This window comes from Belnapia sp. AC561, from assembly GCF_979252845.1.
Map to the genome: position 1 here is coordinate 152,401 of NZ_CEEDBP010000006.1, position 20,258 is coordinate 172,658.

Below are 20,258 nucleotides of genomic sequence, written 5' to 3' on the forward strand. Positions count from 1 at the left end.
CGGTTTGTCAGCCACCGGCCATCGTCAGCCCCTCGACCCGCACCGTCGGGCTATCGGTGCCCCGGCGGAAGACCAAGTCGTCGGCCGGGGTCATGTGCAGCAGCATCTCCATGACGTTGCCGGCGATGGTCACTTCGCTCACCGGCTCGGCCAGGGCGCCGTCGCGGATCATGAAGCCGGCGGCGCCGCGGCTGTAGTCGCCGGTGACGCCGTTCACCCCCATGCCGATCAGCTCGGTCACGTAGAGCCCCTCCCGGATGTCGGCCATCAGCACCTCCGGGGTCATGCTCCCCGGCGCCAGCCAGAGGTTGGTCGCCGCCGGACCGGGCGGGCCGCCGGTGCCGCGGCTGGCATGCCCGGTCGAGGCCATGCCGAGCTGCCGCGCACTGCGCCAGTCGAGGATCCAGGTGGTGAGCACGCCATCCTCGACGATGGAGCGCCGGATGCCCTGCATCCCCTCCCCGTCGAAGGGCCGGCTGCGCAGCCCGCGCCGCCGCGTCGGGTCGTCGATGACCGACAGCCCCGCCGCCATCACCCGCTGTCCCAGCTTGTCCCGCAGGAAGCTGGTGCCGCGCGCGACCGCCGCGCCGTTGATCGCCCCGGTCAGGTGCCCGAGCAGCGAGGTCGCCACGCGCGGGTCGTAGACCACCGGGATCCGCGCCGTCTTCGGCCGCGAGGGATTGAGCCGCGCCACCGCCTTCTCCCCGGCCCGGCGGCCGATCATCGCGGCATCGTCGAGGTCGGCGAGGAAGACCGTGCTGGAATAGTCGTAGTCCCGCTCCATCCCCGTCCCCTGCCCCGCCAGGGCGGTGGCCGAGATGGAATGGCTGGTCCGGACATACTCCCCGGCGAAGCCGTTGCTCGCCGCCAGCGCCACTGTGTAGCGGCTGAAGCCGGCATCGGCGCCCTCGGAATTGGTCACCCCGGCGACGGCCAGCGCCGCATCCTCCGCCTCCGCGGTGCGGGCGATCAGTTCCTCGGCGCTCGGCTCGTAGGGGTCCTCGAGCTCCAGCGCCGAGGAGGTCAGCCCATCCGGCGCATCCGGCAGCCCGGCATGCGGGTCCTCCGGCACCACCCGCGCCATCGCCACCGCGCGTTCCGCCAGCGCCGCGAAGCCGCGCGGCGAGGCATCGGTCGAGGCGACGATCGCCTGCCGCTTGCCCACGAAGACGCGGAGGCCCAGGTCGAAACCCTCGGCGCGCTCGAGCTGCTCGATCTTGCCCAGCCGCCGCTGCACCGAGAGCGAGGCGGAGGAGACCAGCAGCGCATCCGCCGCATCCGCCCCGGCCTTGCGGGCCGCGGCAACGAGATCCTGAAGCGTCGCGGCGTGGCTCATGCCGCCAGCCTCGAGGCGATCTCGGACAAGGTCGGCACCTTGCCCGCCGGGCCCAGCGCCGCCAGCGTCGGCTTGCCGCGGAAAGCCTCGAAGGCGGCTTCCTGCACTTCCTCGATGGTGACGGCGGCGATCTTCCGCTTCGTTTCCTCCACCGGGATGATGCGGCCATGCACCTGGATCTGCCGGGCGATCTGCTCGGTCCGGCTGCCGGTGCTCTCGAGGCTCATCAGCAGGCTGGCGCGGAGCTGCGCCTTGGCGCGGTCCAGCTCATCCTGGGTGACCGTGGTCTGCACCTTGCGCAGCTCCTCGAGCGTCACCGGCATCAGCTCCTCCACCTCCTTCTCCCCGGTCCCGGCATAGACGGCGAGCAGCCCGCCGTCGTCGAAGGGATGGGCGAAGGAATAGATCGAATAGACCAGCCCGCGCTTCTCCCGGATCTCCTGGAACAGGCGGGACGACATGCCGCCGCCCAGCAGGGTGCTCAGCAGCAGGGTCGGGTAGTGCAGCCGGTCCTTGTACCCGGTGGAGGGGAAGCCGAGCACGATATGCACCTGGTCGAGGTCGCGCTCCTCGCGGAACTCCCCACCGATGTAGCGGGAGGCTTCCGGCGGCGGCGGCGCCACCTGCGGCAGGTCGCGGAAATGCTCCTGCACCAGCCCGATCAGCGCCTCATGCTCCAGCGCCCCGGCGGCGGCCACCACCATCCGCTCCGGCCCGTAGTGGTGCTGCATGTAGTCGGTCAGCGTCGCCCGCTTCATCTTCTTGATGACGTCCTCGGTGCCGAGGGTCGGGCGGCCCATCGGCTGGTCCGGGTAAGCGGTCGATTGGAAGTGGTCGAAGACGATGTCGTCCGGCGTATCGTTCGCCTGGCCGATCTCCTGCAGGATCACGCCCCGCTCGCGCTCCAGCTCCTCCGGGATGAAGGTGGAATGGGTCAGGATGTCGCCGATGATATCGACGGAAAGGGCGAGATCCTCCTTCAGCACCTTGCAGTAGTAGGCGGTCTGCTCCCGCGCGGTATAGGCGTTCAGGTGGCCGCCGACATTCTCCATCTCCCGCGCGATGGCCGCGGCGTCCCGCTTCTCGGTGCCCTTGAAGGCCATGTGCTCGAGGAAGTGGGAAACGCCGTTCTCCGCCGCGGTCTCGTTCCGGGTCCCGGCCGAGACATAGGCGCCGAAGGAGATGGTCTCGACCCGGGGCATGGTCTCCGAGACGACGGTGAGGCCATTGGGCAGGCGGGTGACGCGGACGGCATCGGATGCGGACAAGGCGGGGTTCCTGACGGGGCTTGGGGGAATGCTTGCCCCCTATGTAGGCGGTCGCGGCGGGTTTCGCATCGCCCGGCTGGCGGTCAGCCGTTGCGCCTTGCGTGCGCCCGCACGAAGGCCTCGACCTCGGCCAGCGTCCCCGGCACCACCGAGAAGCGCTCCTCCCGATCATAGAGATCGGCCAGGCGCGGCGGCAGCGGCGGGCGGAAGCCGGTCGCCTTCTCCACCGCATCGGGGAATTTGGCCGGGTGGGCGGTGGCGGCCACCACCACCGGGATGCCCAGGTCCTCCGGCGCATGCGCCCGCGCCGCGGCGGTGCCGATGGCGGTATGCGGGTCCGCCAGATAGCCGGCCGAGGCCCAGAGATGGCGGATCTCGGCCAGCGTCCCCGGATCGTCCAGGGTGAAGCCGCGGAACAACGCCGTCGCCTCGCGCCAGGCGGCATCCGGCACCGGCATCCGCCCCTCGGCGCGGAAGCGCTGCATCACCCCGGCGGTCGCCGCCCCGTCGCGGCCGAGCAGCTCGAACAGCAGCCGCTCGAAGTTGGAGCTGACCTGGATATCCATGCTCGGCGACAGGCTGGGCTCGACGCCCCGGATCGACATGTCGTTGGCGGCGATGAAGCGGGCCAGGATGTTGTTGCGGTTGGCGCCGATGATCAGCCGCTCGACCGGCAGGCCCATCTGCTTCACCGCCCAGGCGGCCAGCACGTTGCCGAAATTGCCGGTCGGCACCGAGAAGGCCACCGGCCGGTCCGGCGCGCCGAGCGCCAGCGCGGCATAGGCGTAATAGGGGATCTGCGCCGCAACCCTGGCCCAGTTGATCGAATTGACCGCGCCGAGGCCCATCTCCTCGCGGAAGGGCACGTCGGCGAACATCGCCTTCACCAGATCCTGGCAATCGTCGAAGCTGCCCTGGACGGCCAGGTTGGCGACGTTCGGCGCCAGCACCGTGGTCATCTGCCGCCGCTGCACCTCCGAGGTCCGGCCTTCGGGATGCAGGATGACCATGTCGATCGCCCGGCGGTCACGGCAGGCCTCGATCGCCGCCGAGCCGGTATCGCCGCTGGTGGCGCCGACGATGGTGATGCGCGCCCCCCGCTTGGCCAGCGCATGGTCGAACAGCCGCCCGAGCAGCTGCATCGCCATGTCCTTGAAGGCGAGCGTCGGCCCGTGGAACAGCTCCAGCGCGAAGGTCCGGGTATCGAGCTGGACCAGCGGCGCGACGGCGGGGTGGCCGAAGCCGGCATAGGCGGCGCCGGTCATCTCCCGCAGCATCTCGAAGGCCAGCGTCTCGCCGGTGAAGCGATGGATCAGCCGGGCCGAGAGCTCGGCATAGGGCAGGCCGCGCAGCCCGCGCCATTCGGTGGCGGACAGGCTGGGCCAGGTCTCCGGCAGGAACAGCCCGCCATCCTCCGCCAGGCCGGCAAGGAGGACAGCTTCGAAATCACGGGGCGCGGCCTGGCCGCGGGTGCTGAGGTAGCGCATGCGGGCGGCAGCCTAGCATTCCGCCGTGGAAGCCGGAAATCGCCGGTGCGAGCAGGACGGATCTGTAGTTCTTGTACCCACTACACCGACCAACTACATTCGGCGCAGCAACCAAGGCCTCCACCATGGGTACCCCGGTCTCCATCCGCCTCGACGACGACATCCAGGCCATGCTGGAAACCGCTGCCCGTGCCCGTGGCATCGGCTTGGCGACCTATGTGCGGGAGATCGCCACCGCGGAGGCGAAGCGGGTCCGCAAGGAGCGCATCCGGGCCGAGACCAAGCGAGTCGCGGACTACATCGCCTCCTCGCCGGAAGCACAGGAATTCTGCGAGTTCTGGGGCACTCCCACCAGCATCATCGACCCACCGTGAACCTGCCGCTCCGGGCCGGCCAGATCGTGGTGGCGGATTGGCGCGGCGCCTTGCCGAAGGAAGCCAACAAGCGCCGCCCGGCGGTGGTCCTCGAGGATGAGTCGCTCTTCGACCAGGGCTACCCCAATACCATCCTGGTGCCGCTGACCGAGGACGTGGAATTCGCCCCGGTCGGCCTCGCCGTGCTGATCGCACCGACGTCCGAGAATGGCTGCACCAAGCCCTGCTTCGCCCTGCCCCACCATGTCACCACCACCTCTAAGCGGCGGATCAAGCCGACGACGTCGCATGTCACGCCGGAGCAGCTCAACCTGATCCGCGAGCGTCTCGCCCTCTGCATCGGTCTCGCATGACCGACCCCCGCCGCTACGCCCCCGCCACCTTGCGCAACCGCGACCCCATCCTCGCCATCCTGCGCGACCACCTCCCCGCCGCCGGCCTGATCCTCGAAGTCGCCAGCGGCACCGGCGAGCATGTCCTCCACTTCGCCGCCGCTCTCCCCGCCCTGACCTTCCAGCCCAGCGATCCCAGCCCCGAGGCCCGCGCCAGCATCGATGCCTGGGCCGCCAGCCAGGCGAACATCCGCCCCGCCCTGGCGCTGGATGCGACCGGCGACAACTGGCCCGCGGCCGATGCCCTCATCTGCATCAACATGATCCATATCGCGCCCTGGGCCGCGACCCTCGGCCTGCTGCGCGGCGCCGCGCGCAGCCTCCCGCCCGGCGGCCCGCTGATCCTCTACGGCCCCTACCGGCGCGGCGGCGCCCATACCGGCCCCGGCAACATCGCCTTCGACGCCGACCTCCGCGCCCGCGATCCGTCCTGGGGCATCCGCGACCTGGAGACCGTGGCCGAGGCCGCCGCCGCGCAGGGCTTCGGCCCGCCCACCGTCACGCCGATGCCCGCCGACAACCTGACCCTGGTCTTCCGCCAGACCATCTTTCCCCCTTTGGCCTGATGCGCCACCCTCCCCGCCAAGGGGAGAGAAAGCCATGCTGGAAACCGACTACCTCGTCATCGGCGCCGGCTCGGCCGGCTGCGTCGTCGCCAGCCGGCTGAGCGAGACCGGCGCCCGCGTCACCCTGCTCGAGGCCGGGCCGTCGGACTGGTACCCCTGGATCCACATCCCCGCCGGGATGCTGAAGCTGATCTACAACCCGCGGGTCAACTGGAACTACCTGACCGAGCCGGAGCAGGGCAGCGGCGACCGTGCCATCCGCTGGCCGCGCGGCCGGGTGCTGGGCGGCTCCTCCTCCATCAACGGCATGCTCTATGTCCGCGGCAACCCGGCGGATTTCGACGGCTGGGCGCAGATGGGCTGCCGCGGCTGGAGCTACGACGACGTCCTGCCCTATTTCCGCCAGTCCGAGGATTACGGCCCGGGCGACCCCACGGTGCGCGGCAAGGGCGGCGTCCTCAAGGTGGAGGACTACCGCACCGTCCTGCCGCTGACCCACCGCTTCGTCGAAGCGGCGCAGCAGGCCGGCCATCCCTTCCGGAAGGACCTCAACGGCCGGGAACAGGAAGGCGTCGGCTATTCGCAGATGACCCGCCAGGGGCGCTTCCGCGCCTCCACCGCGCAGACCTTCCTGAAAGCCGCCCGCGGCCGCACCAACCTCAAGGTCGAGACCAATGCCCCGGCGACGCGCCTCATCTTCGAGGGCCGCCGCTGCATCGGCGCCCGCTTCCGCCGCGACGGGGTGGAGCACGAGGTGCGCGCCACGAAGGAAGTCATCCTCTCCGGCGGCGCCGTTAATTCGCCGCACCTCCTCCAGGTTTCCGGCATCGGCCCGGCCGCGCATCTGCAATCCATCGGCGTCGAGGTCCTCCAGGACACGCCCCAGGTCGGCCACAACCTGCAGGACCACTACGTCGCCCGCGTCCAGCACCGGGTGAAGGACGCCATCTCCACCAACCAGCTCGCCCGCGGGCTGCGCCTGGCCGGGGAGGCGATCCGCTACGCCGTGCAGGGCCGCGGCGCGCTGACCTTCGGCGTCACCACCGCCCAGGTCTTCTGCCGCTCCCGCGAGGGCCTCGCCAGTCCCGACCTGCAATTGCTGTTCACCCCGGCGACCTATGCCCGCAACGTCTTCGGCGTTCTGGAGACCGAGCCCGGCATGACCTGCGCCATCTGCCCGACCCGCCCGGACAGCCGCGGCACCATCCTCGCCAAATCGGCCAATCCCTTCGAGAAGCCGGCGATCCGCCCCAACTACCTCGCCCAATTCTCCGACCAGCAGGTGATGCGATCCGGCCTGAAACTGGCCCGCGCGATCTTCGCCGCCCCGGCCATCGCCAGGCACAGCGCCTTCGAGATCATGCCCGGGCCGGAGGTGCAGGACGACGAGGCGCTGCTGGAGTTCATGCGCACCGAGGGCACCACCATCTACCACCCCATCGGCACCTGCCGCATGGGGGAGGACCCGGCCAGCGTGGTCGACAGCCGCCTCCGGGTGCGCGGCATCGGCGGGCTGCGGGTGATCGACGCCTCGGTCATGCCGACGCTGACGACGGGGAATACCAATGCACCGACGATCATGATCGGGGAGAAGGGCGCGGCGATGATCCGCGAGGATGCCTAAGACCCTGTCCCGGCCGTGCCTTCACTCACAAAAATAGATGGGGGCTCGGGGGAATACCTTCCCCCGACCTTGCCTTCGGAGACCTCCATGGACCCGGACATATCCGCCCTCCGCGCCCTCCTCGACGCCGCCCAGCGCGTGGTCGTCTTCACCGGCGCCGGCATCAGCACCGAATCCGGCATCCCCGATTTCCGCAGCCCCGGCGGCGTCTGGGATCAGATGAAGCCCATCCTGTTCCAGGATTTCTGCACCTCCGCCGCCATGCGCCGCGAGGCCTGGCGCCGCCGCTTCGCCTCCGACCCCGTCATGCGCGCCGCCGAGCCCAACCGCGGCCACCGCGCCGTGGCGCGGCTGGTGCGGGAGGGCAAGGCCGCCGCCGTCATCACCCAGAATATCGACGGGCTGCACCAGGCCTCCGGCATCCCCGAGGCCAAGGTCATCGAGCTGCACGGCAATACCACCTACGGCGCCTGCCTGGACTGCGGCGAACGCTACGAGCTCGACGAACTCCACGCCGCCTTCACCCGCGACGGCGACGTGCCGGATTGCCGTGCCTGCGGCGGGCTGGTGAAGACCGCGACCATCAGCTTCGGCCAGTCCATGCCGGAAGCGCCGATGCTCCGCGCCCGGCAGGAGGTACTGGCCGCCGACCTCTGCCTGGTGCTGGGCTCCTCGCTGGTGGTCTATCCGGCCGCCGGCTTCCCCGAACTGGCCAAGCGCAACGGCGCACGGCTGGCCATCGTCAACAACCAGGAGACCGGCCTCGACGAGATCGCCGACCTCGTCATCCACCGCGGCATCGGGGAGATGCTGGGCGGCGCGGTCGGCACCAACTGATACCCGCGCTTCAGACCGGCCGCGCCCCCTCGGCGAGGAAGGCCGGCCGGGCCGGGCGCGGCGTGCGGATGCAGAGATAGAGCGCGCCGATGCCGAGCGAGGCCGGCAGCACCGCCAGCGACGGCACCGGCATCACCGCCGCCATCCCCGCCGCGACGAACAGCCCGCAGGCGGCGCCGCAATCCCAGCCGGCCTCGGCCGCGAGGTGGAAGCGGTAGGGCGCGCCGGACCGCCGGGCCCGGGCATAGACCGCGCTGTAGAGCACCGGCCCATAGAGCCCGCAGATCGCCGCGCCGGTCACATTGGCCAGCGCCGCCGCCAGCGGCGACCAGGCCGCGGCGGCGCGCAGCGCGAAGCTGGCGACCAGGGCGATGCAGACCAGGACCAGGGTGCGGTCGCGCTGGCCGCGGTCGATCGCCCGGCCGCACCAGGGGCTGACCGCGGCACCGACCAGCCCCGCCGCCGCATTGGCCAGGCCGAAGGCCTGATAGCTCGAGCCCATGGCGGCGAACATCACCATCGGCCAGACGAAGGCGAGGCCGGAGGAGATCCAGCCATCGGTGGCGAAGGTCGCCACGCCCCGGCGGTCCATGCCGCGCAACACCTCGCCGAGGCTCGGCACCGGCCCCGCCTCGATCCGGCCGAGCCGCGCCACCGGCAGGATCGAGAGCAGCCCGACCAGGGCGGCGATGCCGAAGCCCGCCGCCTCGCCGAGACCGGCCAGTAGCAGCCCGCCCGCCAAAGGCCCGGCAACCGCCACCACCGCCGTGACCATGGTCCGCTCCGCCACCTGCCGGCCGAGGCTGTCGTCGCCGGCGACGGTCGCCACCGTGGTGGCATGGAAGGCGGGCCAGTAGATGGCCTCGGCCAGCGAGACGAGCAGGATCCAGACCAGCAGCCCCGGCGCGCTGTCGGCCATGAGCAGGGGCAGGAATTCCACCGCGCCGATCAGCACGCCGAGCCGGAGCGCACCGGCCATCCCGACCCGCCGGACGATGGCGATCGCCAGGCCACGGAGGCCGAAGCGCAGCACGAGCAGCGCGCCATAGGCCGCCAGCGCCGCCGGCAGGCTGAAGCCCAGGGTCAGCAGATAGGCCCCGGCGAAACCGCCGGCCATGGCGGTCGAAAGCCCGAACAGGGCGGCATGCAGGGTGAGGAGGCGGAACCGGTTGAGCGCAGGCACGGGCTTGATCCGTTCGATGAGCGGGGCGAGAACCCGCACATCTCACGAAATAGTGACTGCCTTCTGACCGCTCCCGCTTGGCTGCCGGCGCAGCCTGGTCTCAAGCGGCCTGCCGTGGCCGCCAGATCGCGGTATGCGCGACGCGCGCCACCGGCACGCCATCGCCCCGCAGCACCCAGGCGTCCAACTCGACGAGCTTGTGCCCCTTCCGCTCGGTATTGGCGGTTACCAGCGCCCGCACCGTCAGCGCATCCCCGACCCGTGCCGCCGCCAGGTTCCGCACCGCGGAGCCGACATGGATCCAGGGGCCCAGCACCACATTCTGCACCAGCGCCTGGTTGCACTGCCGCAGCACCAGGCCCGGATGCACCAGCCCCTCCGCGGCATAGATCGGCTCCGCCTCCCGTACCGCGGCCAGGTATTCTGCCGCCCGGGTTGGCGTCACCTCGAAGGGCTGCGTTCCCAGCCAGAGCCCCGGCGCCAGGGAGTCCTCGCTGGCCGCCGGCCGCTGCGCCGGCGGCGCCTGCCAGCGCGTCTCGCCCATCACCAGGGGCGGGTCCTGCGGCATCCAGGCTCGGCCGGTGGCGCAGGTCGCCGCCTCCCGCCGCACCAGCAGGCCGATGCCATGCTCGGCCACCGTCTCCTCGACGGTCACGAGGTCGCCGTCATAGACCGGCGACTGGAAGCGGCATTCCGCCGCCCCGCGCTCCAGCCAGCCCCGCCCCCAGCGCGCCACCGCGGCATGGCAGGCATAGGCATAGACCTCCACGCCCGGGACCAGCGCCCCGGTGAAGCCGAAGCGCTTGGCCACCGTGTCGTCGTGGATCTTGTTCTCGGATGCGGCCGAGAGGTTGTAGGCGCTGACCTGATAGGACATCGGCATTTCCCCCGTTTCCGGGATCATGCCTCGCTGTGCCGGCTACAGGTAGCGGTGGCGCAGATGATCCATGAAATCCGCCGGATCGAGCGGCTTGCCCGTCGCATGCCGCAGCAGGTCCTGGAAGCCGAGGCGGGAGCCCTGGCTGTGGACATTCCGCCGCAGCCAGCCCGTCAGCGGCACCATGTCGCCCTGTGCCATCGCCGCCTCCAGCCCCGGCACCGCCGCCTGGGCCGCCTTCATGAGCTGCGCCGCCGCCATGGCGCCGAGGGTATAGCTGGGGAAATAGCCGAAGGCCCCGTCGTGCCAGTGGATGTCCTGCAGGCAGCCCTGCGCGTCATCCGGCGGCGCAACGCCGAGCAGGCGCCGGAAGCCCTCCGCCCAGGCGCCCGGCAGGTCGGCGACGGAAAGCTCGCCGCCGATCAGCGCGCGTTCCAGCCGGAAGCGCAGGATGACATGCGCGGGATAGGTCAGCTCATCCGCATCCACCCGGATGAAGCTGCGCCCGACCCGCCGCCACAGCCGCGCCAGGTTGGCGGTTTGATAGGGCGCCGGATCGCCGCCGAAGGCCCGGTGCAACTCGCCGCCGAGGAAGCCGAGGAAGGCATCCGACCGGCAGGCCTGCATCTCGATGATCAGGCTCTGCGACTCATGCGCCGCCATGCCGGCGGCCTCGCCCACCGGCTGCCGCGCCCAGGCCTCCGGCAGCCCGCGCTCGTACATCGCATGCCCCGTCTCATGCAGCACGCCGAGCAGCGCCTTGCCCACCTCCGCCTCGGAATAGAAGGTGGTGATCCGCACATCGGTCGGGGTGCCGCCGCAGAAGGGGTGCAGGCTCTCGTCCAGCCGGGCATGACCGTAGTCGAGCCCGACCCGCTGCGACATCGCCCGGCAGACCGCCTGCTGGATCGCCACCGGGAAGGGCCCCGGCAACGGCAGCGCCTCGCCGCGGGAGGCCTGGATCGCCTCGGCCCGCGGCAGCGCCTCGGCCAGGAAGGCCTCGTAGGCGGCAAACACGGGTTCCACGTCGGCCGCGCCGATGCCGGGCTGGTAGCCATCCATCAGCGCATCATAGGGCGACAGGCCGAGCACGCCGGACAGCGCCTGCGCCATCTCCCGCTGCAGCGCCACCACCTCCGTCAGTGCCGGCCGCACCATGGCGAAATCGGCGGCGGCCTTGGCCTCGCGCCAGATCTTCTCGCAGGCCGCATTGGCCCGCTCCATCGCCTCGACCAGCGCGGTCGGCAGCGCCGTCGCCCTGAGATGCGCCCGCCGCATCAGCGCTAGGTTGGCCGCATCCCATTCGCCCTCGGCCACCGCCGCGGCGAAATCCTCGGCCACCACCGGCGCCGTCAACACCTCGTGCCGCAGCCCGGCCAGCACCGCGAGCTGCTCGCCCCGCGCCGCGCCGCCGCCCGGCGGCATCATCGCGCTGGCATCCCAGTGCAGCATCGCGCTGGCCTCGCCGAGCGTGGCGATGCGGGCGAAGCGCGCCTTCAGGCGGCCATAGGCGTCACTCATGCGGCAGGCTCCCGGTCACGACGGAGGAGGAAGGCGATCAGCACGCCGACCAGCGCGGCCGCCAGCCCGTACCAGGTGATCGCATAGCCCAGATGCGGATTGTCCGGCCGCGGCAGGCTGGCCGCGGCGGCCGGCAGCGTCCTGGCCGGCGCCCCCGGCGGCGCCAGCGCCACCAGCCCGAAGGGCGCCGGCGGCGGCAACCCCAGCGCCGCCCCGATCGCGGCCGGGTCGAAGACATAGAAGCGCCGCCCGGCGGAATCGTCCTTCGGGCTGTTCCAGTCGCGGGTATCGGCGCTGCGGATATAGCCGGTGATGGCGACCTCGCCCTCGGGCCGGTCGAGCCCGCGGTCCCGCTCCAGCGGCACCCAGCCCCGGTCGACCAGCAGCGGCGGCATGCCCTCACGCAGCAGGGGCGTCACCAGATGCCCGCCCAGCGCTGTTCCGCGGACCTCGACCCCGAGCAGGACCTCCCGCGCATGGTCCAGCCGCCCGGTCGCCACCACCTTGCTGTAGGGCGGCGCATTGCCGGCCAGCGGCACCGGTGGCCCGGCCTCGGCCGCCGCGATGCGGGCCAGCATGTCGGTCTTCCAGTGCAGCCGCTGCACCTGCCAGGTGCCCAGCCAGAGCAGGGCCGCCAGCACCGGCAGGCTGGCCAGGATCGGCAGCCAGATGCGCCGCGGCATCAGCCGGCCCGCCGCTGGCGATACTGCAGGGCGACCAGCGCCCCCTTGGCCCAGCGCATCACGCCGATCGACAGGCCGAGGATCAGCCCCGGCCAGACCAGCGCATGCAGCCAGAGCGGCGGGGCATATTTCACGTCCACCACCAGGGCGGCGATCACCGCGATGGCGCCCACCAGGAAGATGCCGGCGACCGCCGGGCCATCCCCCGCCTCGAAGGGGCGCAGGTCCAGCCCGCAATTCGGGCAGCTTTCCCGCATCGACAGCAGCCCTGAAAACAATGGGCCGCTGCCGCAACGCGGACAGCGGCCCATCAGGGCGACCCGCAGGAGCGGAGCCGCCTGGGATGTCATTCCGGTCAGTGCTCCGCGATCTCGCCCGCACCCAGGAAGTAGATGCAGATGAAGAGGAACAGCCACACCACGTCGACGAAGTGCCAGTACCAGGCCGCCGCCTCGAAGCCGAAGTGCCGCTGCGCGCTGAAGTGGCCCTTCATGGTGCGCATCAGGCAGACGAACAGGAAGATGGTGCCGACGATCACGTGGAAGCCGTGGAAGCCCGTCGCCAGGAAGAAGGTCGAGGGATAGACGCCGCCGGTGAACTTGAACGGCGCCTCGGCATACTCGACCGCCTGCAGGGTGGTGAAGGACAGGCCGAGCAGCACCGTGATGGCCAGGCCCTTGATCGCCGTGCTGCGGTCGTTGTGCAGCAGCCCGTGATGCGCCCAGGTCACCGTGCAGCCGGACAGCAGCAGGATCATGGTGTTCAGGAAGGGCAGGCCGAAGGGGTCGAAGGTCAGCACGCCCTTGGGCGGCCAGACCGCACCCGCGACCGAGCCGGACACATGGTCCGGATAGAGCGCGAAATGGAAATAGGCCCAGAAGAAGGCCACGAAGAACATCACCTCGGAGGCGATGAACAGCATCATCCCGTAGCGCAGGCCGATCCGCACGACGGGGGTATGCATGCCCGGGGTCCGCGACTCGCGGACGATGTCCCGCCACCACATGAAGGCGGTCGCCAGCACGCCGACGATGCCGAGGTAGAGCATCCAGTGGATGCCGTAATGCGCCAGCAGGATGATGCCGAGCACGAGGGCGCCGGCCGAGAAGCTGGCGACGATCGGCCAGGGGGACGGATCCACCAGATGGTAGGGATGCTTGTGGAGCGGTGCGGCTTCCGCCGTCGCCGTCATGTCGGAGCTGGCCATTGCGCGTCCTGGTGTCGTGCCACCGAGGCCGGGGCCCAGGAAGGGCCCCGCCGGTTGCGCCGCATCAATCCCCAAAACCCATCGCTTATCAAGCCCGGTTACGGCGTCGCCGTGCGCGCCGGGCCGGTATAGGCGCCGACATGGGGCCCGGCATTGGCCAGCGCGCCCGACCGTTCCGCATCGTCCAGGCTACGGAAGAAGGTGTAGCTGATGGTGATGGTGCGGATGCCGCGGGTATTCGGGTCCTCGCCGATCTTCGGATCGACCCAGAAGGTCAGCGGCATGTCGGCCCGCTGCCCGGCGGCCAGGGTCTGCTCGTCGAAGCAGAAGCAGGCGGTCTTGTGGAAATACTTGCCCACCACCTCGGGGGTCACGTTGTAGGTGGCGATGCCCGTCACCGCGGTACCGGACAGGTTTTCCGCGCTGTAGAAGCCCATCCCCTCCTCGCCGACCCGCAGCGACATGGCCGGGCTCTCCGGCCGGAAGCGCCAGGGCAGGTTGGGCTGGGTATTGGCGTTGAAGCGGATGGTCAGCACCTGCTCGCCCGCCCCAGGCGCGGCCGGACCGCCGGTCTGCACCGTACCGTTGTAGCCCGTGGCCCGGCAGAACATGTCGTAGAGCGGCACCGAGGCGAAGGCGAGGCCGACCATCCCGGCCACGAAGCCGCCCACCGCCAGGCCCATACGGCGGTTGCGGCGATTGAGGGTATCCTTGGGGGACTGCTGCATGATGCGCCTCAGATGGCGGCGGGACGCGCCGCGGCAAGCCTCAGCCGCGCAGGACCCGCGCCGTGCTGATGAAGAAGAACAGCACCACCAGCGCGATCAGCACGCCCAGCACGGCCCAATTCTTCTGCCGGCGCCGGCGGTCGAGGTCGGCACGCTGTTCCGGCGTCATGACCACCTTGGACGCCGGGGTCATCCGAGCAGCGCCTTGTCCACCGCCAGCGCGACGAACAGCAGCGCGAGATACAGCAGCGAATAGCGGAAAGCCTTCTTGGCCGGTACGTCGTTGGTCAGGCTGCGCCCGGCCTCGTCCTGGCGGTCGCGGAACACGGCCAGGGACTGCCGCAGGAATTCCAGCCCCAGCAGCAGCGCCGAGGCGGCATAGACCCAGCCGGCGAAGCCCAGCGCCCAGGGCAGCAAGGTCAGCGGCACCAGGGCGATCGTATAGACCAGCACCTGCTTGCGGGTTTCCTTGGCGCCATGCGTCACCGGCAGCATCGGCACCCCGACCTTCTCGTAGTCGGCATGGGCCCAGAGGCTCAGCGCCCAGAAATGCGGCGGGGTCCAGAAGAAGATGATGGCAAACATCAGCACCGGCATCAGCGTCACGTCGCCGGTCACCGCCGCCCAGCCGATCACCGGCGGGAAGGCCCCGGCGGCGCCGCCGATGACGATGTTCTGCGAGGTCCGCCGCTTCAGCCACATCGTGTAGACGAAGACGTAGAAGCCGATCGACAGCGCCAGCACGCCCGCCGCGACCCAATTGGTCGCCAGCCCCAGGATCGCCACCGAGGCCGCGGCCAGCCCGACGCCATAGGCCAGTGCCGCGCCCGGTTCGATCCGCCCGGCCGGGATCGGCCGCCGCTCGGTCCGCCGCATCACCGCGTCGATGTCGCGGTCGTACCACATGTTGATGGCCCCGGCCGCGCCGGCGCCGAGCGCGATGCAGAGCACCGCCGCGATGGCCAGGGTCGGGTGCAGGTGCCCCGGCGCCACCAGCAGCCCCACCACCCCGGTGAGCACCACCAGCGAGATCACCCGCGGCTTGAGAAGGGTGACCCAATCCGAGACCTCGGACAGGTCCTGTTGCAGGGGGGCGGTAGCAGTGACGTCGCTCATGCGGGCGATGTAGGCCTGCACAACGCAAAACGCCACACCCTCTCGGGTGTGGCGCTGCGGATATTCTCGGGGCTGGCCTGGATCAGCGGATCCGCGGCAGCTCCTCGAAGGTGTGGAAGGGCGGCGGGCTGCTGACCTGCCACTCGAGGGTGGTCGCACCCTCGCCCCAGTAGTTGTCGGCCACATGCTCCTTCGAGGTGAAGGTGCGGTAGCAGACATAGAGGAACACGAGCATCGAACCGGCCGAGAGGTAGGAGCCCATCGAGGACAGGAAGTTCCAGCCGGCAAAAGCGTCAGGATAGTCGGGGTAGCGGCGCGGCATGCCCTGGGCGCCCAGGAAGTGCTGCGGGAAGAAGGTCAGGTTGGCGCCGAGGAACAGCATCCAGAAGTGGACCTTGCCCCAGAACTCCGGGTACTGCCGGCCGCTCATCTTGCCGATCCAGTAGTAGAAGCCACCGAAGATCGAGAAGACCGCACCCAGCGACAGCACGTAGTGGAAGTGCGCCACCACGTAGTAGGTGTTGTGCAGGATCACGTCGACGCCGGCATTGGCCAGCTTCACGCCCGTCACGCCACCCAGCGTGAACAGGAAGATGAAGCCGATCGCCCAGAGCATCGGCGTCTTCAGGCTGATGGAGCCGCCCCACATGGTGGCGATCCAGCTGAAGATCTTGATGCCCGTCGGCACCGCGATGACCATCGTCGCGGCCATGAAGTAGGCCCGGGTATCCACGTCGATGCCCGAGGTGAACATGTGGTGGGCCCAGACGATGAAGCCGACTACGCCGATGGCGACCATCGCATAGGCCATGCCGAGGTAGCCGAAGACCGGCTTGCGGCTGAAGGTGCTGATGATGTGGCTGACGATGCCGAAGCCCGGCAGGATCATGATGTAGACTTCGGGGTGGCCGAAGAACCAGAACAGGTGCTGGAACAGGACCGGATCGCCGCCGCCCGCCGGGTTGAAGAAGGCGGTGCCGAAGTTACGGTCGGTGATCAGCATGGTGATCGCACCCGCCAGCACCGGCACGGCCAGCAGCAGCAGGAAGGCGGTGACCAGCATCGACCAGACGAACAGCGGCATCTTGTGCAGGGTCATGCCCGGCGCGCGCATGTTGAAGATGGTCGTGATGAAGTTGGCCGCGCCCATGATCGAGCTGGCACCCGCGAGATGGAGCGAGAACAGCGCCATGTCCATCGAGGGACCCGGGTGGTACTGGATGTCCGACAGCGGGGTATAGATCGTCCAGCCCGCGCCGGCGCCCTCGCCGACGAACATGCTGGCACCCAGCAGCAGGAAGGCCGGCACCAGCAGCCAGAAGCTGATGTTGTTCATGCGCGGGAAGGCCATGTCCGGCGCGCCGATCATCAGCGGGACGAACCAGTTGCCGAAGCCGCCGATCATGGCCGGCATGACCACGAAGAAGACCATGATCAGGCCATGGGCGCTGACCACGGCGTTCCAGCCCTGGCCATCGGCGAAGATCTGCATGCCGGGCTGCTGCAGCTCCATCCGCATCAGCACCGAAAGCCCGACCCCGACCAGCGCGGCGAGGACCGCGAAGATCAGGTAGAGGGTGCCGATGTCCTTGTGGTTGGTACTGAACAGCCATCGCCCGACGAACCCCGGCGTGTGGTCGTGGTGTTCGTGTCCGTCTGCGTGGGAATGACTATGGTCCGCGGTCGCCATGGGTCCGTCCGCCTCGTTATGGTGTGTCAACCGATGCCGCCGCCTTAGCGGCTGGCCTCGGCAAGCTGCGTGGTGGCCACGGCCGCCGGCTGGGCGACGATCACCGCCGGGGCGGCCTCGTTCGTGGCATACTTCTTCTTGGCGTCTTCGAGCCAAGCCTGGAACTGGGCTGCCGGCAATGCCTTCACCACGATCGGCATGAACCAGTGGTTGGTCCCGCAGATCTGGTTGCACTGGCCGTAGAAGGTGCCCTCGTGGTCGGCGCGGAACCAGGTCTCCAGCGTCCGGCCGGGGATGGTGTACTTCTGCACGCCCAGCGAGGGCACGAAGAAGCTGTGGATCACGTCCTGGCCGGTGGTCAGCACGCGGACATTGGCCCCCACCGGGATCACCAGCGGCTCATCCACGGTCAGGTTCCGCAGGTCGCCGGGCTTCAGGTCCTCGGTCGGGATCGGCCGGCTGTCGAAGGCCAGCTCGCCGCTGTCGGGATAGGCATAGTGCCAGTACCACTGCCGGCCCTGGACATTGATGGTGATGTCGGCGTCCCGGGCCCGGTCCTCATAGTAAATGAGGCGGAAGGACGGGATGGCGATGATCAGCAGGATCAGCACCGGCAGCACGGTCCAGGCCACTTCCAGCATCGTGTGGTGGCTGGTGCGGGACGGCGTCGGATTGGCCGATTCGCGGTAGCGCCAGACGCAATAGGCCAGCAGCGCCGTTACGAAGACCGAGATGATGATGATGATCCACAGAACCAGGTTATTGAAGTCGTGGATCGCTTCCTTCACCGGCCCGAAAGCTTCCTGCAGACCCATGCCCCAGGCATGCGGCGCGCCGACCGCGGATTGCGCCGCCGCCGGACCTGCCAACAGGGCCATGATTCCGAGCAGCCCGGCCAGCACCGGTGCTGAAGTCTTGAGTGAACGCCCGATCAACCGCCGCATCCCGTGCCCCGTCCGCGCGCCACGCGCGCGCCGCCTGATGCCTGCCTCACCGACCCGTCTGGCCGGGAGACGCGCCACCGTCCCCGAACTGCCGGGGGCCGGAGGCGCGGCCGGACCATAGTCGCGCTGCACCACACCGCACAAGTGAGCCCACCGCCGGGATGCGCAAGTCCGGGCCGGAAAACCGCGTTTCGTCAGCCCGCGGCCTCGGCCTCGGCATCCACCTCGGCCACGTGATCCACCATGTCCGAGAGCATGGACCGCACATGCTCGTCCTGGACCGCATAGAAGACCTGCCGGCCCCGCCGTTCCGCCTGCAGCAGCCGGGCCGCGCGCAGCAGCCGCAGGTGGTGCGAGACGAGGGAGGCGGAGATGCCAAGCCGCTCCGCCATCTCCCCCACCGCCGCCGGCGCATCGAGGCAGGCCAGGATGATCTTCAGCCGCGTCGGGTCGCTCATCAGACGGAACATTTCCGCCAATTCAACAACCTGGTCGTCGCCGATCCGGATCCGTCCGCGCATGCACCCTCGCCTTCAGCTTACGCCCTTGACAGGAAACCGTCGCGAGCGCAACTCGATACCATCATAACCCACTGAAAAAACAAGGAACCTCTGAACAGTTGAAGACCTGTTCACCCGTCGGCTGCGGCTTGACCCCATGCTGACCCGCCCCGAGCCCCTGCCGCCGAGGCCCCCGGCCTCACAGGCCCCGGCCCCACAGGCCCCGGCGCCCGCCGCCCCGCAGGACGTCAGCCTGCCGGAAATGCACGGCAGCGTCCGCATCCCCAATGCCGCCGGCTGGCTACGCCGCCTCTCGGCCTTCATCGGCCCCGGCTACCTCATCGCCGTCGGCTACATGGACCCCGGCAATTGGGCCACCGCCCTCGCGGGGGGGTCGGCCTTCGGCTATACCCTGCTCAGCGTCGCCCTGGTCTCCTCGCTCATGGCCATGCTGCTGCAGGCGCTCTGCGCCCGGATCGGCATCGCCTCCGGCCGGGATCTCGCCCAGCTCTGCCGCGACCGCTTTCCCCGCCCGGTCAACCTCGTCCTCTGGCTGCTGGCCGAGATCGCGATCTGCGCGACCGACCTGGCGGAGCTGATCGGTACCGCCATCGCCCTGCAATTGCTCTTCGGCATCCCCCTCATCATCGGCGTGCTGCTGACGGCGCTCGACGCCCTGCTCATCCTCTGGCTGCAGCACCGCGGCGTCCGCTGGCTGGAAGCCCTGGTGGCGGGGCTGATCTTCCTGGTCTTCGGCTGCTTCGCGGTGCAGCTCGCCTATGCCCAGCCGGACTGGGCGGCGGTGCTGGAGGGCTATGTCCCCAGCGCCAGCATCCTCACCAACGAGACCCAGCTCTACATCGCCATCGGCATCCTCGGCGCGACGGTCATGCCGCATAACCTCTACCTGCATACCGCCGTGGTGCAGTCCCGCGCCCTGGCCCCCGGCGCTCCGGCCAAGCGGGAGGCGATCCGCTTCGCCACCATCGACAGCAGCGTCGCCCTGGGCCTGGCCCTGCTGGTGAACTCCGCCATCCTCATCACCGCCGCCGCCGTCTTCCATGCCGGCGGCCGGACCGAGGTGGCGGAGATCCAGGAAGCCTATGAGCTGCTGACGCCCATGGTCGGCACCGCCGTCGCCGCCACCCTCTTCGCGGTGGCCCTGCTCGCCTGCGGGCTGAATGCGACGGTCACCGCGACCCTGGCCGGCCAGGTGGTGATGGAAGGCTTCCTCGGCCTGAAGCTGCCGCCGGTCATCCGCCGGCTGATCACCCGGCTGGTCGCCATCGTCCCGGCGGTGATCGTCACCTGGCTCTATGGCACCAGCGGCACGGCGCAGCTCCTCATCCTCAGCCAGGTGGTGCTCTGCCTCCAGCTTCCCTTCGCCGTGGTGCCGCTGATGCTCTTCGCCGGGGATCGCAAGCGGCTCGGGGATGATGCCGCGCCGCGGTGGCAACTCGTGCTCGGCTGGGCGACGACCCTGGTGATCGTCGCGCTGAACCTGAAGCTGTTCTGGGACATCCTCTTCGGCTGAGGCGGCATGGCCTCGCTCCGCGAGGGCATCGTCACCCGGCCGGACCGGCCGGGTGACGATGCGGATGGTGGCCGGCATCCCCGCCGGCGGGAAATCCGGGGTCACGAGGCTGCGCGGCCCCAGGTCCCGCACCAACGCCCGCTCCGTCGCCCGCCTCCAGCGTCCGGCAACGCACTGCCCCCGGCATCGGACAGCGCACCATGCCTGACCGCATCGGTCGCCAGTTCCTGCAGCGCCATCACCAGGGCCCGGACCAGATCCAGCGCCTGGATCTTCACCCTTTGCCGCCCGGCCCGGAAATCCGGCTAGATGGTTCCAGGTTATGGGTGAGCAGCGGCAGGACCCCGGCCAGGACAGGCAGCACCATGCGGTCACGAAGCGTCGTCACGCG

21 protein-coding genes are annotated in these 20,258 nt (G+C 69.9%); 6 read left to right on the top strand and 15 right to left on the bottom strand.

Annotated features, from left to right (window positions below; translation table 11 throughout):
* Positions 1-7: 7 nt before the first annotated feature.
* The 3 genes from AC0IW9_RS07335 to thrC form a co-directional block, all read right to left on the bottom strand.
* Positions 8-1,336, bottom strand: a complete 1,329-nt coding sequence (locus tag AC0IW9_RS07335) for a TldD/PmbA family protein (RefSeq protein ID WP_471647563.1) — start codon at positions 1,334-1,336, stop codon at positions 8-10.
* Entirely contained in the window at positions 1,333-2,604 is a 1,272-nt protein-coding gene (locus AC0IW9_RS07340) for a M16 family metallopeptidase (protein WP_471647564.1), read from the bottom strand. Before AC0IW9_RS07340 ends, AC0IW9_RS07335 begins: the two co-directional genes overlap by 4 nt.
* A gap of 83 nt (positions 2,605-2,687) precedes the next feature.
* Positions 2,688-4,091, bottom strand: a complete 1,404-nt coding sequence (thrC, locus tag AC0IW9_RS07345) for a threonine synthase (protein WP_471647565.1) — start codon at positions 4,089-4,091, stop codon at positions 2,688-2,690.
* Between the two features lie 125 nt (positions 4,092-4,216).
* Here thrC and AC0IW9_RS07350 point away from each other — a divergent pair, with 125 nt between their 5' ends.
* The 5 genes from AC0IW9_RS07350 (at position 4,217) to AC0IW9_RS07370 (ending at position 7,884) form a co-directional block, all read left to right on the top strand.
* A complete protein-coding gene (locus AC0IW9_RS07350; RefSeq protein ID WP_471647566.1) occupies positions 4,217-4,465 on the top strand; it encodes a type II toxin-antitoxin system TacA family antitoxin in 249 nt (82 codons plus the stop codon).
* Positions 4,462-4,818, top strand: a complete 357-nt coding sequence (locus AC0IW9_RS07355; protein WP_471647567.1) for a type II toxin-antitoxin system PemK/MazF family toxin — start codon at positions 4,462-4,464, stop codon at positions 4,816-4,818. Before AC0IW9_RS07350 ends, AC0IW9_RS07355 begins: the two co-directional genes overlap by 4 nt.
* A complete protein-coding gene (locus AC0IW9_RS07360; protein WP_471647568.1) occupies positions 4,815-5,423 on the top strand; it encodes a DUF938 domain-containing protein in 609 nt (202 codons plus the stop codon). Before AC0IW9_RS07355 ends, AC0IW9_RS07360 begins: the two co-directional genes overlap by 4 nt.
* A gap of 34 nt (positions 5,424-5,457) precedes the next feature.
* Positions 5,458-7,047 carry a GMC family oxidoreductase gene (locus tag AC0IW9_RS07365; protein WP_471647569.1) on the top strand — a complete coding sequence of 530 codons (1,590 nt, stop codon included), beginning with the start codon at positions 5,458-5,460 and terminating at the stop codon, positions 7,045-7,047.
* A gap of 87 nt (positions 7,048-7,134) precedes the next feature.
* Positions 7,135-7,884, top strand: coding sequence for an SIR2 family NAD-dependent protein deacylase (locus AC0IW9_RS07370; protein ID WP_471647570.1), 750 nt, complete (start codon positions 7,135-7,137; stop codon positions 7,882-7,884).
* Positions 7,885-7,894: 10 nt separating this feature from the next.
* Here the strand turns inward: AC0IW9_RS07370 and AC0IW9_RS07375 are convergent, their stop codons facing one another.
* From AC0IW9_RS07375 to AC0IW9_RS07430, 12 genes are all read right to left on the bottom strand, one after another.
* Entirely contained in the window at positions 7,895-9,067 is a 1,173-nt protein-coding gene (locus AC0IW9_RS07375) for a hypothetical protein (RefSeq protein WP_471647571.1), read from the bottom strand.
* Positions 9,068-9,167: 100 nt separating this feature from the next.
* Positions 9,168-9,944, bottom strand: coding sequence for a hypothetical protein (locus AC0IW9_RS07380; RefSeq protein ID WP_471647572.1), 777 nt, complete (start codon positions 9,942-9,944; stop codon positions 9,168-9,170).
* A 42-nt stretch (positions 9,945-9,986) separates the two neighbouring features.
* Complete coding sequence (locus tag AC0IW9_RS07385; protein ID WP_471647573.1) at positions 9,987-11,465, bottom strand: carboxypeptidase M32; 1,479 nt, start codon at positions 11,463-11,465, stop codon at positions 9,987-9,989.
* On the bottom strand, positions 11,462-12,148 hold the full coding sequence (locus AC0IW9_RS07390) for an SURF1 family protein (protein ID WP_471647574.1): 687 nt from the start codon (positions 12,146-12,148) through the stop codon (positions 11,462-11,464). The genes AC0IW9_RS07385 and AC0IW9_RS07390 overlap by 4 nt, the downstream gene beginning before the upstream one ends.
* Positions 12,148-12,498: a DUF983 domain-containing protein gene (locus AC0IW9_RS07395; protein ID WP_471647575.1), complete on the bottom strand. Its 351-nt coding sequence runs from the start codon at positions 12,496-12,498 to the stop codon at positions 12,148-12,150. Before AC0IW9_RS07395 ends, AC0IW9_RS07390 begins: the two co-directional genes overlap by 1 nt.
* A 5-nt stretch (positions 12,499-12,503) precedes the next feature.
* Positions 12,504-13,355: a cytochrome c oxidase subunit 3 gene (locus tag AC0IW9_RS07400; RefSeq protein ID WP_471647576.1), complete on the bottom strand. Its 852-nt coding sequence runs from the start codon at positions 13,353-13,355 to the stop codon at positions 12,504-12,506.
* A 98-nt stretch (positions 13,356-13,453) separates the two neighbouring features.
* Positions 13,454-14,083 carry a cytochrome c oxidase assembly protein gene (locus AC0IW9_RS07405; RefSeq protein ID WP_471647577.1) on the bottom strand — a complete coding sequence of 210 codons (630 nt, stop codon included), beginning with the start codon at positions 14,081-14,083 and terminating at the stop codon, positions 13,454-13,456.
* A 40-nt stretch (positions 14,084-14,123) separates the two neighbouring features.
* Complete coding sequence (locus tag AC0IW9_RS07410; protein ID WP_471647578.1) at positions 14,124-14,276, bottom strand: hypothetical protein; 153 nt, start codon at positions 14,274-14,276, stop codon at positions 14,124-14,126.
* Positions 14,273-15,199: a heme o synthase gene (locus tag AC0IW9_RS07415; protein WP_471647579.1), complete on the bottom strand. Its 927-nt coding sequence runs from the start codon at positions 15,197-15,199 to the stop codon at positions 14,273-14,275. Before AC0IW9_RS07415 ends, AC0IW9_RS07410 begins: the two co-directional genes overlap by 4 nt.
* Before the next feature lie 82 nt (positions 15,200-15,281).
* Entirely contained in the window at positions 15,282-16,889 is a 1,608-nt protein-coding gene (gene ctaD / locus AC0IW9_RS07420) for a cytochrome c oxidase subunit I (RefSeq protein WP_471647580.1), read from the bottom strand.
* A 44-nt stretch (positions 16,890-16,933) separates the two neighbouring features.
* The gene (gene coxB / locus AC0IW9_RS07425; RefSeq protein ID WP_471647581.1) at positions 16,934-17,833 is read right to left on the bottom strand and encodes a cytochrome c oxidase subunit II; all 900 of its coding nucleotides are present in this window, start codon (positions 17,831-17,833) and stop codon (positions 16,934-16,936) included.
* 194 nt (positions 17,834-18,027) lie between these two features.
* Entirely contained in the window at positions 18,028-18,354 is a 327-nt protein-coding gene (locus AC0IW9_RS07430; protein ID WP_471647582.1) for an ArsR/SmtB family transcription factor, read from the bottom strand.
* Between the two features lie 136 nt (positions 18,355-18,490).
* On the opposite strand from AC0IW9_RS07430, the gene AC0IW9_RS07435 reads away from it, so the two are divergent.
* Positions 18,491-19,867: an Nramp family divalent metal transporter gene (locus AC0IW9_RS07435; RefSeq protein WP_471647583.1), complete on the top strand. Its 1,377-nt coding sequence runs from the start codon at positions 18,491-18,493 to the stop codon at positions 19,865-19,867.
* Positions 19,868-20,258 lie beyond the last annotated feature (391 nt).